This window comes from Mesorhizobium subarcticum (assembly GCF_055456085.1).
Window position 1 is genome coordinate 2,783,661 of the sequence record NZ_CM144237.1, and the last position, 16,317, is coordinate 2,799,977.

Annotated in this window: 14 protein-coding genes; 8 read left to right on the forward strand and 6 right to left on the reverse strand. The window is 62.9% G+C overall.

Annotated elements, in window-relative coordinates:
- Nucleotides 1–24: 24 nt before the first annotated feature.
- From ACZYHG_RS13500 to ACZYHG_RS13525, 6 genes are all read right to left on the reverse strand, one after another.
- Entirely contained in the window at nucleotides 25–1,353 is a 1,329-nt protein-coding gene (locus tag ACZYHG_RS13500) for a CmpA/NrtA family ABC transporter substrate-binding protein (RefSeq protein ID WP_464614204.1), read from the reverse strand.
- Between the two features lie 327 nt (nucleotides 1,354–1,680).
- Nucleotides 1,681–2,919 carry a CmpA/NrtA family ABC transporter substrate-binding protein gene (locus ACZYHG_RS13505; RefSeq protein ID WP_464614678.1) on the reverse strand — a complete coding sequence of 413 codons (1,239 nt, stop codon included), beginning with the start codon at nucleotides 2,917–2,919 and terminating at the stop codon, nucleotides 1,681–1,683.
- A 2-nt stretch (nucleotides 2,920–2,921) separates the two neighbouring features.
- Nucleotides 2,922–3,524 (reverse strand): ANTAR domain-containing response regulator, encoded by a 603-nt coding sequence (locus tag ACZYHG_RS13510; RefSeq protein ID WP_464614205.1) that lies wholly within the window; start codon nucleotides 3,522–3,524, stop codon nucleotides 2,922–2,924.
- Between the two features lie 130 nt (nucleotides 3,525–3,654).
- The gene (locus ACZYHG_RS13515; protein WP_464614206.1) at nucleotides 3,655–3,975 is read right to left on the reverse strand and encodes a hypothetical protein; all 321 of its coding nucleotides are present in this window, start codon (nucleotides 3,973–3,975) and stop codon (nucleotides 3,655–3,657) included.
- A 205-nt stretch (nucleotides 3,976–4,180) separates the two neighbouring features.
- Nucleotides 4,181–5,017: an endonuclease/exonuclease/phosphatase family protein gene (locus tag ACZYHG_RS13520; RefSeq protein WP_464614207.1), complete on the reverse strand. Its 837-nt coding sequence runs from the start codon at nucleotides 5,015–5,017 to the stop codon at nucleotides 4,181–4,183.
- A 124-nt stretch (nucleotides 5,018–5,141) separates the two neighbouring features.
- On the reverse strand, nucleotides 5,142–6,605 hold the full coding sequence (locus ACZYHG_RS13525) for a phospholipase D-like domain-containing protein (RefSeq protein WP_464614208.1): 1,464 nt from the start codon (nucleotides 6,603–6,605) through the stop codon (nucleotides 5,142–5,144).
- A gap of 425 nt (nucleotides 6,606–7,030) precedes the next feature.
- Between ACZYHG_RS13525 and ACZYHG_RS13530 the strand changes: the two genes are divergently transcribed.
- The 8 genes from ACZYHG_RS13530 (at nucleotide 7,031) to ACZYHG_RS13565 (ending at nucleotide 16,293) form a co-directional block, all read left to right on the forward strand.
- On the forward strand, nucleotides 7,031–7,225 hold the full coding sequence (locus ACZYHG_RS13530) for a hypothetical protein (protein WP_464614209.1): 195 nt from the start codon (nucleotides 7,031–7,033) through the stop codon (nucleotides 7,223–7,225).
- A 348-nt stretch (nucleotides 7,226–7,573) separates the two neighbouring features.
- A complete protein-coding gene (locus ACZYHG_RS13535; RefSeq protein WP_464614210.1) occupies nucleotides 7,574–8,485 on the forward strand; it encodes a helix-turn-helix domain-containing protein in 912 nt (303 codons plus the stop codon).
- Nucleotides 8,486–8,653: 168 nt separating this feature from the next.
- Nucleotides 8,654–9,085 carry an AraC family transcriptional regulator gene (locus ACZYHG_RS13540; RefSeq protein WP_464614211.1) on the forward strand — a complete coding sequence of 144 codons (432 nt, stop codon included), beginning with the start codon at nucleotides 8,654–8,656 and terminating at the stop codon, nucleotides 9,083–9,085.
- A 196-nt stretch (nucleotides 9,086–9,281) separates the two neighbouring features.
- A complete protein-coding gene (locus tag ACZYHG_RS13545; protein ID WP_464614212.1) occupies nucleotides 9,282–13,931 on the forward strand; it encodes a beta strand repeat-containing protein in 4,650 nt (1,549 codons plus the stop codon).
- A gap of 7 nt (nucleotides 13,932–13,938) precedes the next feature.
- Nucleotides 13,939–14,496: an invasion associated locus B family protein gene (locus ACZYHG_RS13550; RefSeq protein ID WP_464614213.1), complete on the forward strand. Its 558-nt coding sequence runs from the start codon at nucleotides 13,939–13,941 to the stop codon at nucleotides 14,494–14,496.
- A 13-nt stretch (nucleotides 14,497–14,509) separates the two neighbouring features.
- Nucleotides 14,510–15,178, forward strand: a complete 669-nt coding sequence (locus ACZYHG_RS13555) for a hypothetical protein (RefSeq protein WP_464614214.1) — start codon at nucleotides 14,510–14,512, stop codon at nucleotides 15,176–15,178.
- Between the two features lie 36 nt (nucleotides 15,179–15,214).
- Nucleotides 15,215–15,676 (forward strand): DUF4189 domain-containing protein, encoded by a 462-nt coding sequence (locus tag ACZYHG_RS13560; protein WP_464614215.1) that lies wholly within the window; start codon nucleotides 15,215–15,217, stop codon nucleotides 15,674–15,676.
- Complete coding sequence (locus ACZYHG_RS13565) at nucleotides 15,646–16,293, forward strand: invasion associated locus B family protein (RefSeq protein ID WP_464614216.1); 648 nt, start codon at nucleotides 15,646–15,648, stop codon at nucleotides 16,291–16,293. Before ACZYHG_RS13560 ends, ACZYHG_RS13565 begins: the two co-directional genes overlap by 31 nt.
- The last annotated feature ends 24 nt before the right edge of the window (nucleotides 16,294–16,317 follow it).

Genomic DNA, 16,317 nt, shown 5'->3' on the forward strand with positions numbered 1-16,317 from the left:
AAAACTCCGTGGGAGCGCCGGCGATCAGGCGGATGCCTTGATCTTCAGGCTGTCGAGATAGGCGGACGGGTTGGCCGGATCGAAGACCTTGCCGTCGAAGAAGGTTTCCGTACCGCGCGACGAAGAAGCCGGTATATCGGCGGCCGCAACACCAAGATCCTTGGCCGCCTCGCGCCACAGATCCTCGCGGTTGACCTGATCGACCAGCGCCTTGATGTCGGTGGTCGGCGCGAACTTACCCCAACGGATATTTTCGGCGAGGAACCAACTGTCGTGGCTCTTGAACGGGTAGGAGACGCCGCCGTTCCAGAACTTCATGTAAAGGTCGGTACCGTTGGCGACGCGGCCATTGCCATAGTTGATGTCGCCTTTGAGGCGGCCAATGATGTCGGCGACCGGCACGTTCATCCATTGCCGCTTGCCAATGATGGCGGCCATCTCGTCCTTGTTCTCCTTGGCCTCGCACCATTGCTGGGCTTCCATGACGGCCATCAGGATCGCCTTGGTGGCGTTCGGGTTCTTCTCGATGAATTCGGCACGCAGGCCGAGCGCCTTTTCCGGGTGGCCCTTCCACAACTCGCCCGTGGTGGCGGCGGTGAAGCCGACGCCCTGGTGGACGAGCTGCTCGTTCCACGGCTCGCCGACGCAGAACACGTCCATGTTGCCGACCTTCATGTTGGCGACCATCTGCGGTGGCGGCACGACGATGGTTGAGACGTCGTTGTCGGGATCGATGCCGCCGGCGGCCAGCCAGTAGCGCAGCCAGAGATCATGCGTGCCGCCCGGGAAGGTCATGGCGGCCTTGATGTCCTTGCCGGCCGCTTTCTTGGCGGCGAAGGCATCCTTCAGTTTCGAGGCGTCGAGGCCGACGCCGGTGCCGGCATATTCCTGGGCGACCGAAATGCCCTGGCAGTCGTAGTTGAGCCGCGCCACGATCGCCATCGGCATAGGCTGGTTGTTCTGCGTCACCTTGCCGGTGTGCATGAGGTAGGGCAGCGGCGTCAGTATGTGGGCGCCGTCGATGCCGTTGGCGGCGCCGCCGAGCATCAGATTGTCGCGCGTCGCGCCCCAGGAAGCCTGCTTGAGCACCTCGACGTCGGGCATGCCGAATTTGGCGAACAGCCCCTTCTCCTTGGCGATCATCAGCGGTGCCGCATCGGTAAGCGCGATGAAGCCGAGCTTGGCGCCGGTGACTTCCGGAGCGGTTGTGGCGGCATAGGCGCCGGAGGGGAAGAGCTTGCGGGCCGCTACGAACAGCCCGGCCGTCATGGCACTGCTGACAAGAAAATCGCGGCGCGTCACATCCCCGAGCGATGTGCCAGTCCCTATCCAATTCTTCATCGTCTTCTTCATCGTCGTCTCCGGTTGAACGCGATTGCAAAACAAAAAAGCCGCCGGCCAGGTCTTCGCGCCCGAGAGACCGGGAGCGCGTCTTGACCTGAGCGGCAGCTTTGCCTGTGGCGCCCGCCATTGGACGCCTGTTCCATGACCCACAAAGGGCCTGATTATGCCAACGCAGGAACCATGCCAGTTTGCGGAGAAGGGAAAACCATCAATGAAATCAGCGACTCGTGCCTGTTGACGGCGTGCCAAGCACTATGGTGAGCAGGCCAAAGATTGTTCATTAGAGCCGCCATCAGCACAATTGTTGTGCAATGCACAAGAATGGCGCGGAAATCATCAGGCTTCCGCGTGAGCCGATTTCTGGCGCGCGATATACGCCTCGATCTCGTCGGGATCGAAGATTTGGCCGTCGAAGAAACCGTCCGGGCCGAGCACCAGGCCGGCCCCGGTGGCGCCGACGGCGGTGGCGACCTTGAGCGCGCCCTCGACCTTCGCGTTGGCGCCGGGAAGCGCGACGCCAAGCGGCTTCAGCGCCGAGCGGTAGAGGTCGGGGCGGTAGCAATCCCGCGCGATGGCGAGGTTCTCAGGCGTGTGCGTGACATGCCCCCAGCGCACCATCTGCGTGTAGAACCACCGCGCATGGCTCGTCCACGGAAAGTTCGCCGCCTTGTCGAAGGGCAGGAAGAAGTCGTCGATGTCCAGCTCCGCCCCGCCGCCCAATCGGAGATGGCCGGTCAGGATCGGCATCTGCACGGCCGGCGGCAGGCCGAGGAAACCCGGGCGCGCCATCACATCGGCCAATTCGGCGTGGTGGGCCGGATCCTGGCACCAGCGCGCCGAATGATGCAGCGCACGCAGCAGTGCCGCGAGAGCCTCGGGATTCTCGTCGGCCCAGGCCTTGCGCACGCCGATCACCTTCTCCGGGCTGTTCTTCCACAACAGCGCCTTGACGGTGACGATATGGCCGGTGCCGGCGGCGACCGAGGCGCTGTTCCAGGGCTCGCCGACGCAATAGCCGTCGATGCGGCCTGTGGCCAGCGCGTCGGCCATGAAAGGCGGCGGCACGATGACGATCTCGATCTCCAGCTCTGGATCGATGCCGCAGCCCGCGAGCCAGTAGCGCAGTTCGTAATTGTGCCCTGAATGCGGGTGCGTGACCGCGAAGCGAAGTGGATCGCGGCCGGTCTCGACACGCTCGCGAATGAGCGCGAGAAGGGCGGCACCGGCGCGCCCCGGATCGAGATCGGGTTCGGCGCCATGCGCTGCCATGCCGGCCCAGACGGCGTTGGAGATGGTGACGCAATTGCCGCCTAGCCCGAGCGAGAACGGCACGATCGTCTTGGAAGCGAGCGGCGTCAGCCCGAGATTGCAGGCGAGCGGCATGGGTCCCAGCATATGCGCGAGATCGAAATGGCCGATGGCGATACGGTCGCGGATGTTGGCCCAGGACGTCTCGCGGTGCAGCGTGAGGTCGACGCCTTCGCGTGCGGCGAAGCCAAGCTCACTTGCGGCGACCAGCACGGCGCTGTCGAAGAGTGGCATGAAGCCGGCGTTGATCTGGTGCGCAGCAGTCATGCTCATTCATCCTCCGCCGGTCCCAGCAGCCCGGCGGCAGTCACCAGACTCTGGGCGATATCGCTGATCTTGCGGTTCTGGTTCATCGCTGTCTTGCGCAGCAGCGTATAGGCGGCCTCTTCGGAGAGGCCACGCGACTTCATCAATATGCCCTTGGCGCGGTCGATCACCTTGCGGCTCTCGAGCTCGCCGCGAACCTCTTCCAGCTCGCGCGCCATCCGCGAGAAGGCGTTGAAGCGGCTGACAGCCATGTCGAGGATCGGTTTGACGCGCTCTTGTCTCAGCCCATCGACGACATAGGCTGAGACGCCGGCATCGACGGCCGCCTCGATCGAGGCCTGGTCCGAACGATCGACGAACATGGCGATCGGGCGCTTCACGGCGCGCGACAGCTGGAACATGTTTTCGAGCATGTCGCGGTTGGGATTTTCGAGATCGATGACGATAACGTCGGGCTCGATCTCCGCGATCCGCCGCGCAATGCCGGTCACGTCATGGATGACCGTGACCCGCTGATGGCCGGCCTCGCGCAGGCCGGCCTCGATAATCGAGGCGCGGATGCGATTTTCATCGATCACCAGCACGGCTAGGGAAGATCGGACCATGCCTGCAGTGTGGGCAAGGCCGCAGGATTGTGCAATGCGGCATGGCCACGCCCGTGAAGGAGCGCGAACGAATAGGCCTATCCCAATGGAGTTGGGACAGGCCTATTTGTTTCGGGTCTGCTCTTATCGATCAGCCGCAGACGCGAACGTCTTCGACCACCTTGTGATGGTGGCGCCAATGCACGACTGTCTCCATATGACAGCGGTGGTGCCGGTGGTGGCGACGATACTCGCCATCGTTGTTGTTATCATATTGCACGTTTTGGTCGTCGCCATACTGGTTGTCGTTGTTCTGCCGGTGATGGCGGCGAACGACGACCTGGTCGTTATTATCGGGTGAGTACTGGTTGCCGTCATCAGACTGGATGATCACGCTTGCAGCTTGCGTTGGCGCAATGAATCCCGCCGTTGCGCTCAATGCCAAAAGGGAAGCTAAAATCAACTTTTTCATTTCGTCCTCCTGCGAGTTAAGACATAAACTCGACATATAAACTCGCGGAAGAACGGAGCGTTCCACCGTAAATTTACACGCTTTGCGACGCCTAGAGTCGGATGATTTCAGGTCGAATCGACCTGAAATCTGAATCCGCCTCTAAATCAAAGAGATAGAGCATGATGTCATCCGAAAACCGCTTCACACTTTTCGGCATCATGCTCTAGGATATTATGGCGTTATCGGCGGAAACCATACGGTCCAGACGAACAAACGCCGTCAGCGGCAGATGATCGGAGGCAACGCGCGAGAGCGGCGTATCATGCGCTTCCACCGCCGCGATCATTCCATGCCGATTGGTCATGATCCGGTCGAGCGCCAGTAGCGGCAGGTTCGAGGGGAAGGTGGGGACTGCGGGTGGCTGCGGCCCGAACGTTGCATGCAGCGTGTTGAGCGCGGAGCGGTTGCCGAGCCGCCATTCGTTGAGGTCGCCAAGCAGCAGCGTCGGCTTTTCATCGGCGCTGCTCATGATGTCGAGCACGACACGGGCCTGCTGGGAGCGCGAGTGGCGCAGCAGGCCGAGATGGGCGGCGATGACGCGCAATGTCCGGTTTCCGTCGAGGTCGATCTCCGCCACCACCGCGCCGCGGGGCTCCAGGCCCGGAAGCCTGATCTGATGCACGTCACGGACGACGCCCTTCTTGAACAGCAGGACATTGCCATGCCAGCCATGGCCCTTGCCGGTGGCTGAAATCGGCACCGGCACCAGACCGGTTTCCCGCTCGAGGCGGGGCAGATCGAGGAGGCCGTCACGGTCGCCGAAACGGTTATCCGCCTCCTGCAGGGCGATGACGTCGGGGTCGATTTCGCGGATGACGCGGCTGGTCCGCTCAGGATCGAACTTGCGGTCGACGCCGATGCATTTGTGGACATTGTAGGAAGCGACCAGCGTGCCGGTGGTCGCGGTCGCCTTGTGCGCGTCAGCGTTTGCCTTCTGCATGCGCCTGTCGCGAATGGACAAAAGCACGCTTGCCGAGAGGCTGCGTCCGTTCATCCGCACCGCGTGCCTGCCATGTGTGCTGCTCTCACCATGCACCCCAAATAGAGTCTTTGCGCTTATATTCCATGACCGGCATCAAACTATCCGTCAAACACGTCGTTTTGTTAAAGCCGCCGGCGCCTTTCTAGAGATAGGGCGAACCCAGCCAAAGCACCCGATCGAAGAGCCTGACAAGGAAGGGCCGGGCGCGCAGGGTTTCGAGCGTCACCGGCACGGCAGAGGTCATCGCGGAGCCGATCCGCGCCTCGATCTCGCCGGCAAAGCCGGCGTCGAGGACCTCCAGGTCGATCTCGAAATTCAGCCGCAGCGAGCGGGCATCAAGATTGGACGAACCGACATAGGCCCACACGCCGTCGATCGACAGCAGTTTCGAATGATCGAACGGCCCCTCGGCGCGCCAGACGCGGCAATAGTGCTTCAGCACCTGATCGAATTGTGCCGTCATCGCCCGGTCGACAAGGAAAAGGTTGTTCACCGCCGGCACGACGATGTCGATCTCGACGCCGCGCCGGGCCGCCGTGATCAACGCGCTGATCAGCTCGCGGTCGGGCAGGAAATAAGGCGACATCAGGCGGATCGATTTGCGGGCGACGGAGAAGGCGCCGATCAGCAGCTTGTGGTTGGTTTCGTTGCTGGCATCGGGACCGGACGCAACAGCCCGCACCAGCATCGGCACGCCGGGCGAGGGTGATAGCGGCGCAATGCGCCAGGCATCGCCCTTCAGCGCCTCCTTGGTGGCGAAGCGCCAGTCTTCCGCCGCGATCGAGAACAGATCGGCGACAACAGGGCCGGTCACCTTGAAATGCGTGTCCCTGGCGCTGTTCGAGCCGGCGAACTCGGCGGAAAAGCCCTTGCGGATGTTCATGCCGCCAGTGAAGGCGACCGCGCCATCGACCACCACGATCTTGCGATGGGTCCTCAGATTGGCATAGGGCAAGCGCAGGCCCATGACGATGTTGCCGTTGAACACATCGGCTGGAATGTTGGCGCGGCGCAGATGCCCCAGGATGCTGGGGACGGAATAGCGGGCGCCGACGGCATCGATCAGCACGCGGACGGTGACGCCGCGCTGTACAGCGCCGGCCAGCGCTTCGACGAAAAGCAGGCCGACGGCGTCATTGTCGAAAATATAGGTCTCGAGCAGGACGCTACGCTCGGCGCCATCGATCGCCGCGCACATGGCGGCATAGGCCTCGTCGCCGGTCTCCAGCACATCGATGGCGTTGCCCGGATTGAGCGTGCGCCGCGCCACCCTGTCGCCCAGTGTCCGCAGGCCGGTGAACCGCTGGCCGTAGCGCTCGACAATCAAGGCTTCCTCGGCGGCAAAGTCGCGCTCATGTTTGGCCGACACCGCATCGCCGGCAAGCGGGCGCTGTGCGGTGATGGTGGCACGGCGGATGCGGTTGATGCCGGCAACGGCGTAGATCAGCACGCCAAGGATCGGCGACAGCAGCATGATGCCGACCCAGCCGGTGGCGGCGCGGACATCCTCCTTGGTCATGACGGCATGGGCGATGCCAATGGTCGCCATCACCACCGAGATGATCGCCAATATATGGGGCCAGTGAGTCGCCAGGGTCTCGAACATTTTCGGGACTATCCAGCGAGCGATTGCAGAAGGCAATGCGGCCGGTCATGCCTCCCATGGCCGGCAAGCCAGGGGTCCGCGTTCCGGTCGGTATCGATGGGCGAGCCCTTGATGAGGCCGGTCATGTGGCGATACCGGGCGATATCGCCACATGCCGAACGGTATTCCTGCATTCCCATTGGCAGGACACGGCCTGGCCGACGAAATCTACTTGGTCAGAGATCGAACCGATCAACCTCCGTACAATGACGTTCAAAAGAGCCCATGCTAACCCAAGGGAAAGCATAGAGACGGCGTGGCCCGGCATCGTCCTGTGCCGCCTTGGTGGTCCAATGTTTCCTGTACTTTGGTACCACATATACTGTATATCAGAGGGAACGAAAATGGCGATATAACACTTTCATCAGAGGTGGGGGAGGCGCCGAATGATGGGATTCAACTTCGAGGGACCTCCAGGGGGCGACGTCGACATGGCGGCCGAATGCCAGCGCCAGTTGTTGCCTATGGTCCGTGAAACCGTCCAGGCGGCGGTAGCGTCCGGCTGGAACCATGACGATGTTCTTCTGGCTTTTGTGGAACTCACCTGGGATCTGTACGAAAAACGTCGCGGCGATTTGTAACCGCACGTCCCGCCCCGCGTCATTGCTGTCGCCGATCTCGGTGACAAACCAAGCTGTCGGCCTGCGAAGGCCGCACCAAGCCCCTATGGTGGTGTACTAACACAGTGGAGAACGTGGAGCCGGTCATGCCGCGAGTCGCCGAAAACTCTCGCATGGCGAGACTGGCCGGGGGCTGAAGCAGTATGCTCGCCGACTTCCTGTATCGGTCGTTTTTTCTTTCTTTTCCCGAATAAAAATTTTTCTTTGCGCGGGGGAGTTCTTCCCTATCCAAGGCCTGTGCGTTACGCTGGTTTCGGGTCGGGCATAAGGGGGATTTCAAGCGGCAGCAAAACGGCCGAGGCTACCCGAATGAAAAATGCGGACGAGGCTCGGGAGAGCGGCGTTTCCCGAGGCGTCGATCGGACAGCCCGATATGTCCTGGACATCATTCCAGAAAGTGCCGGGCCCAGACGCGCCACCGCGCGCGGCAGCGTCATCCATTCCGTCCGCGGTCCCGGGTCGCAGACATTCCTGGCCATGGAACATTCTGCCGGAATTGTGCTGAGGCCGGGACGCAAATTCAGAGCCTCGCTCGGCAGCGACAAGATCACAGAATACGATGCGCCGGTCGGGTGCCTCATCATCAATCCCGCAGGCGTCGACAGCACCTTCGCATGGTCCGAGACGAGGGAAAACGCCGTCGTCTCCATATCGCCGGAAGCGCTATCGGAACTGGCCGCTCATGAGTCCGATATCGCCAACACAGAGTTCGAGCCGCCTGCGTTCGGCACGGTCGACCTGAGGGCTCTCAACATAGCCCAGATGATCACCGCCGAGCTGACCGGAGCCTTGCCACCGAATGAGCTTTATCTGGATTCGCTGCTGACGGTGTTCGGCGTGCATTTGCTGCGCACCTACACGAGCCGCGGCAGGCAGGCGTTGTTGCCCAAAGGCGGGCTCTCCGCCGTTGGTGCTCGGCGTGTGCGCGAATATCTCGACGAGAACTTCGTGCGAAAAGTCATGGTCGCCGAACTGGCTTCCGTCGCGGGGGTTTCGCCCAACCATTTCATTGCAAGGTTCGCCAGGACGTTCGGCATGCCGCCGCATCGCTACCTGATCAACCTGCGCCTGGACTTCGCGGAAAAGCTGCTCGTCGACGGCGAACTCGCAATTGCCGAAGTCGCCTACCTCGCCGGGTTCTCGGATCAGAGCCATCTGGCCGCAACCATGAAGAAGTACAGAGGACGGACGCCGACCTTCTATGCTCCAGTCAAGACCTAAAAGTGCTGATATGGAAAACTCGCCACACTCGTCGGCCGAATATCAAAAGACCGGAATTTCCTACAAAGGTTGCGGAGTTTTGCAAAATACGTCGCTCGCGACTGTGCCCATGTTTGGCGTGAGTCATCATCAGGTGCGCTTTGGTGCTTCAGCCTTTGAAAGCAGGGATTGTCCACGGACATGCAGTGCGCGGAAATCAATAGCTTTGCTTCAAGGGCCGAAGCGGCGATGCGACAACCGACGCTGAACGTGAAAGGCGCGCTTTCCGCCCGCAGCGCCCACAAAGTGCAGGACTTCCTCGAAGAGAACTTCACGCGCAAGCTGGCGCTCGCCGAGATGGCGGCGGTTTGCGGGCTTTCATCCTATCATTTCGTGCGGGCCTTCTCCCGGACGTTCGGAGTGCCGCCGCATCAATACGTCCTCGATCTGCGGCTGGACTTCGCCGAAAGGCTGCTTGCCGAAAGCCGCATGACGATCGCTGACATCGCCAATCTGGCCGGGTTTTCAAGCCAGAGCCATTTCACCACCGTTATGAAGAAATACCGGCAGGTGACGCCATTGCAGGCGCGGTTGGGCAAGCTTAACTCGAAGATTAGATGAGATGGCGCTTACGGCATTGTTCTATTACTTTGTCTTAAAGCATTTGCTAAGGTAACCAGCCGTTAACCTCCGTCGAGTTGCTCCGCTCTTTTCTCGCGACGCAGCAATTTCCTGAAATACTGCAGGCAAGAATCGTGTCTTCCTGCTGTGGATCGGAATTGTCAGACATTTCGTGCCGGCCAGCGGAGAGGGAACCATGACCGACAATCGCAATTCGAGTGGCTCGTTTGTTCGGCGTAGCACGGCGCATTTCGCCGGGCACTGGATTGCTGGCGCTGATCACGGCTCCCGCTCGGTTCGCCGCCGCCTGATGGCGGTGTTGCGCATGGCTCATCGTGTGCTCGGCATGCGCCGCAGGGGGCATGGGCTCGGCATGCTCGGCAACGGTAGGGTTCTGGCAGCGGCGCTAGGCGCGGCGGCATTCGGGAGCATCGCCACGCCGGCACTGGCACAATTTGTCGGCGGCGGCGGCACGGCAAACGGAGTGCGCGGTATCGCGATTGGATCCGGAGCCGTGCAAAACGGAGCCGATTCAATAGCCGAAGGCACCAATGCCAGCGCGGGCAGCCAGAATGCCGTCGCGATCGGCTTTGGAACGATCGCCTCCCAGATCAACTCCATCTATCTTGGCTCGCGGACCGTTGCCGGAACAGGTAGTACTGGTACGAGCGCCATCGGCATCGGCACGGATGTCACGGCATCGCAGGCCGACGCCATCGGGATTGGACGTTCATCCGTTGCGTCGGCACAATACTCGGTGGCTCTCGGCTTGAACGCCAAAGCCACGGGCACAGGCGGCGCGATGGCGCTGGGCCAAGGCACGATCTCGAGCGGCGTCAATTCGGTTGCGCTCGGCGTCCAAGCCAGTGCCACAGGAGCCGGCGCCAACGCCTTGGGCACTTTCTCCGTTGCTTCGGGAGGGAACTCCGCAGCCCTCGGTACCAGCTCCACAGCCAGCGGCAACTACGCCACGGCCGCAGGCTGGGGAGCCGTCGCCAGCAAGGATAGTGCCGTTGCCATGGGCAAATCGGCCAGCGCGACAGGGCTGAACACGACCGCGCTCGGCTCCAGCACCAATGCCTCAGCCGATTTCGCATTGGCGCTAGGCAACCAGGCGGTATCAAGTGGAGTTGGCTCGGTGGCAGCGGGCTCGGGAGCCCAGGCCACGGACGTCTCCGCCACGGCGCTGGGCAACAACGCCACGGCGACTGCCGCGAGCGCAAGCGCGCTGGGCCTGGGCGCCACTGCGAGCGCCATCAACAGCACCGCGATCGGCAAGCAGGCCAATGCGAGCGCGCAGGACGCCATCGCCATGGGCACCAGCGCCAAGGCCAGTTCGGCTCAGGCGGTCGCCATTGGCATCAATGCGGTGGCGACCGGCGGCAAGGCGGTCTCGATCGGCTCCGGCAACACCGCCTATGGCGACGGCGCGGTCTCGATCGGTGATCCCAGCTATGCCAGCGGCACGGGCGCCTTCACCGGCGGCGCCAACAACATCGCCAACAGCGACGGCACGGCAACCGCCACCGCGGCCAATATGGCCAACGGCGCTGTCGCCATCGGCAACAACAACAAGGCGATCGGGCAAGGTTCGGTGGCATTGGGCAACGGCTCCACCGCGGGTGCGTCCGGCCTCGCCGGCAACGTCGCGCTGGGCAATGGCGCGACGGCGGCGGCAAGCTCCGGCGACGTGGCGCTCGGCTCGGGCTCGGTGACCACGGCTGCGGTCGGCACGGCGAATGCCGTGATCAACGGCACTACCTACGCCTTCCAGGGCACCAATCCGGCCTCGACGGTCAGCATCGGCGCGCCAGGCGCGGAACGCACGCTCACCAATCTGGCGGCGGGGCGGATCAGTTCGACGTCGACCGACGCTGTCAACGGCTCGCAGATCTTCGCCACCAACCAGGCGGTCAACGCCATCGGCACTACGCTGACCAACATCAACGATGGCGGCGGCATCAAGTATTTCCACGCCAACTCGACCTTGCCGGATTCCCAGGCGCTTGGAACAAATTCCGTCGCCGTCGGTCCGAATGCGGTGGCCAACAATGCCGGCGATGTGGCGATCGGTTTGAATTCGGCATCGGGCACAACGACCGCCGTTGGCGGCACGACGATCGGCGGCGTCAACTACACCTTCGCCGGCACCACGCCGGCCGGTGCGTTCTCTGTCGGTTCGGTGGGAGCCGAACGTCAGATTCAGAATGTCGCGGCCGGACAGTTGAGTGGAAGCTCGACCGATGCGGTCAACGGCTCGCAGCTCTTTGCCACCAACCAGCAGGTGACGCAGAACACCACCGATATCGCTGCCAACACCGCCGACATCACCAATCTCGGCAACACGATCACAAACATCAACGATGGCGGCGGCATCAAGTATTTCCACGCCAATTCGACACTGCCTGACTCCCAGGCGCTGGGCACCAACTCCGTCGCCGTCGGTCCGAATGCGGTGGCCAACAATGCCGGCGATGTGACGATCGGTTTGAATTCGGCATCGGGCACAACGACCGCCGTTGGCGGCACGACGATCGGCGGCGTCAACTACACCTTCGCCGGCACCACGCCGGCCGGTGCGTTCTCTGTCGGTTCGGTGGGAGCCGAACGCCAGATTCAGAATGTCGCGGCCGGACAGTTGAGTGGAAGCTCGACCGATGCGGTCAACGGCTCGCAGCTCTTCGCCACCAACCAGCAGGTCACGCAAAACACGACTGACATCGCCACTAACACTGCCGACATCACCAATCTCGGCAACTCGATCACCAACATCGGCGGTGACGTCACCAATCTCGGCAACACCATCAGCAACATTGCCGGCGATACCTCGACTGCCTATACCGACGCCAATGGCGTGGGTATCCGCTACGCCCGCACCAACGAGACCGGACTGGCGCAGACCGATTCCTTCGCGCAAGGGGTCGGCTCCACCGCCGTCGGCTACCAGGCGACCGCGACCGGCGTCAGCGGGTTGGCGCTCGGCCGCGACAGTGCGGCCAGCATCGATGGCAGTGTGGCGCTCGGTTCCGATTCGGTTTCCGATCGCGCCCTGGCTCCGGCCAGCGGCCAGATAGCGGCCGGTCCGTCCAACTTCATCCAGTACAACACCACCGACAAGACGCTGCTTGGCGCGGTTTCGGTCGGCACCGCCACATCCTACCGCCAGATCACCAATGTCGCCGACGGCACGCAGGCGCAGGACGCGGTGACGGTCCGCCAGCTGCAGGGAGCGATCGCCTCGGTCTCGGTGACGTCGACCAAATATTTCCATGCCAATTCGGCGGCCGGCGACTCGCTCGCGGTCGGTGCGGAATCGGTCGCGGTTGGCCCGACGACGGTCGTCAACGGCGACAATGGCGTCGGCATCGGCAATGGCGCGATTGTCGACCAGACCGCGCCCGGCGGCACGGCCATCGGCCAGAACGCGCATGTCATGCTGGCCGACGGCCTGGCGCTCGGCACCAATTCGCTGGCGTCCGGCATCCAGTCGGTGGCGCTCGGCGCCGCCGCTCAAAGCACCTTTATCAACAGCGTCGCGCTGGGCGCTCAGTCCATCACCTCGGTCGGCGCACAGACCGGCTATACGGCCTTTGGCCTGACCGCGCCGCAGACCTCGGTCGGCGAGGTGTCGATGGGCGCAGCCGGGGCAGAACGCAAGCTCACCAACGTCGCGGCGGGTTCCGCCGATACCGATGGCGTCAACGTCTCCCAGCTTAAGGGCGTGTCGCAAAACATCGCCAACCTGTTCGGCGGCGGCACCACGGTCAATCCGGACGGCTCGATCACCGGACCGACCTACACCGTTCAGGGCAACACCTACACGACCGTCTATGACGGGCTGACCGCGGTCGACAATGCGCTGACCAACATCAGCAATGGCGGCGGCATCAAGTATTTCCACGCCAATTCGACACTGGCCGACTCCACCGCGAGCGGCACCGACAGCGTGGCGATTGGGCCGGCCAGCGTGGCGAGCGGCACCAACAGCCTTGCGGCCGGCAATGGCTCGACTGCCACGGGCCAAGGCGCGGTGGCGCTCGGCCAGGGTGCCAAGGCCAACAACGCTAACGATGTGGCGCTGGGTTCGGGCTCGGTGACGCAGACCGCGGTCGGTACGTCCAGCACGACCATCAACGGCAAGACCTACACGTTTGCCGGGACCACTCCGGTCGGAACCGTCAGCGTCGGTGCTGCCGGCGCCGAGCGGACGATCACCAATGTCGCAGCCGGACAGGTCAACGCCAACAGCACCGATGCGATAAACGGCTCGCAGCTCTACGCCACCAACACGGCGGTCGAGGATTTGAAGTCGGGCCTCGGATCGCTTAGCCAGAACGCGGTGACGTATGACACCAATCCAGACGGCAGCAAGAAGAACAGCATCACGCTGCAGGGCGGTGACGTCAACGCGCCGGTTGTCATCTCCAATGTCGGCCCCGGCGTTGCCGGCACCGACGCGGTCAACGTCAACCAGCTGAACCAGGGGTTGGCCACGAGCATCAACACGTCCAACACCTATACCGACAAGGTGGCGGCCACGACCTTGCAACAGGCCAATAACTATACCGATCAGAAGCTCAGCCAGCTCAATACGGACCTGGGCGGCATACGCGACGAAGCACGGCAAGCGGCAGCGATTGGGCTCGCCGCCGCCTCGCTGCGCTACGATGACCGGCCCGGCAAGCTGAGTGTCGCGGCGGGCGGCGGCTTCTGGCGGGATTCCAGCGCCTTGGCCTTCGGCGCCGGCTATACCAGCGAGGATGGTCGCATCCGTGGCAACTTGTCCGGCACTGCCGCGGGTGGGCATGTCGGCGTCGGCGCCGGCATCAGCTTCACCTTGAACTGAGGCAGGAATGAAAGGACTTGTTGCCCTGACTTGCCTGGCGCTCTGCGGCGGCCTCGCGCCGGCTGCCGGGCAGGTCGCCTCGCCGTACAGGATCAAGCCTTCGGACGTGGCGCTGCCGCCCGACGTGAAACTCGGCGACTACCAGCGCGTCATCCGTCCTTTCGAAAACTGGACACTGATCTGCGACGAGAACCTCAAGGCGCGCAAGAAGGTCTGCAATGTCTCGCAGGTGATCGAGGACGCGTCGGGCAAGATGGCCTTCAGTTGGTCTCTTGCCGCCACACAGGACGGCAAGCCGTACATGATCCTGCGCACGGCGCCGAACGCCAGGAGCGACGGCCTGGTGTCGCTGAAATTCGATGGGCAGGCGCAGCCGATCGACGTGCATCTGAACGGCTGCAATGAAATGGTCTGTGTCGGCATGCTGCCGGTGGGGCCGGTGATGCGCCAGCAGATTTCGCTCAAGGCGACGCCGGCGATCTCCTACCCGACCGTCGATGGCCAGACGATCACCGTGACCGCAACGCTGAAGGGGCTGACGGAAGCCCTTTCGCCAGTCAAATAACCGGGGCAGCATCATGAGCCAACAAGACCCGTTCATGTCCGCGAAACGCAGCACCCCGCCCCTTGAGGCGGATCGACAGAGACTGATCGAGCGCCCACGGCGGCGGTGGCCGCGCGTCGTCGGATTTTCACTGTTGGGGCTTGTCGTGGCGGGCCTTGGCTTTGCCGCCGGGAACTATGCCGCGATCGCCAATTTGGTCGGCAGCGCGACGGCCGCACAGCCTGAGACAACCAATCCCGCGCTGCCGGACACGCCTTTCCTCGAGCACGTCAAGCAAGCCGGTGTGCAGGCCTGTTCGACCGTCTATCCGGTGCTCGGTCAAATCCTGACGACGGGCACGAAATACAGCGTCAAATCGCTGTGGAACGACCTGGCCGCCGACAAGCATGCCGTCCAGGCCTTTGTCGGCATGGACTATGCGACGGAAGGCTATAGCGGGCCTGCCGCCGGGGTCGTTTTCGCATCGCCCACCGCTTCGGGTTGCGAGGGGGCGATGGTGCGGGTGGCGCCATTCGCTAGTCCGTGTGCCGACATCCCGTCCATTCTTCCGCAAGGCAGCAAGATCACCGACCATCTTGGACAGGTCGAGGTGTACGAGCTCGGCGGCAACGCCGGTGAAGCCCTTCTGTTGCCGACGGGCAAAAGCTGCGTGGTGATCTCCGTCGCTTCGGCGGCGAAGTAAGGCCAGCGAACAGGATCTGGGAAAGGGGTGCCGACCATGAGATTGCGGGCTTTGGCAGTTTTGGGCTTGACCTTGCTGTGGAGCGGACAAGTCGTCTCGGCCGATCTGGTGGCGCCGCCGGAGCCGCAGCAGGAGGAAAAAGGCATCTGGGCGGCGATCGCCTATTCGCAGGCCGACGGCAAGTATGGCTTCTTCTGGGGCGCCGACAAGCGGCAGGAGGCGAACGACATCGCGCAGAAATATTGCGAGAACGCAGGCGGAAAGGCCTGCAACGTCGTCGCTGTCTTCCGCAACCATCGCCATTGGAGTGATGACGACGAGACCGGCTTTCCCTACAAGCACTGCGGTGCGCTCGCCGTGGCCGACAAAGTCGAGAACCGTTTCACGCCTTGGGGCGTGAACTCGGCCGAGACCCGTCGGGAAGCGGAAGACCTCGCGTTGCGCGCCTGCGCGGCAGGGGGAGCCCAATGCAAGATCCGCGAGTGGGTCTGTACCTGACAGCCGCCACAAGGCGTCCTGAAGCTGATCTGGGCATTCCCCCGCACCGAAAGAGAAGGCCTCCTTTATTGGTTCATAGAGATTTTTCCCTGAAGGCCGTCGCCGTCTGCGCAGTTGCTTTCGCCGCCTCGGTGCCGGCTGCTTCAGCGCAACAGCAACAGGCCGCCTCGCTTCCGAACGGCGCATCGTCACTCCAGGAAACCTATCAGGACTGGCAACTGGCCTGCAGAATGCAGGACAACGCCCGGGTCTGCACGGTCACACAGGACCAGACGCAGAAAAACGGCCAGAGACTTCTGGCCGTGGAATTGCGCGTGGGGCAGAAGGGTGGAGTGGCCGGAACCTTGTTGCTTCCCTTCGGCATATTGTTCGATCCGGGCGTGACACTCCAGATCGACGATCAGCCGCCGCTATCGCAGCAACGATTGCGGACCTGCCTGCCAGCGGGCTGCCTCGCGGTGTTTTCCATTGACCGGTCGGTGCTTGGAAAGATGAAGGGAAGCTCGGTGCTGAAGCTCAACGTCATGACAGCCGCCGAGACCCCGCTGAGATTTCCGGTGTCGCTGCACGGACTGACCGCGGCGCTCGACCGCATGGTTGCGCTAAGCGCGCGGTGAGGACAGCTTAGGTTGGGCGGCCGC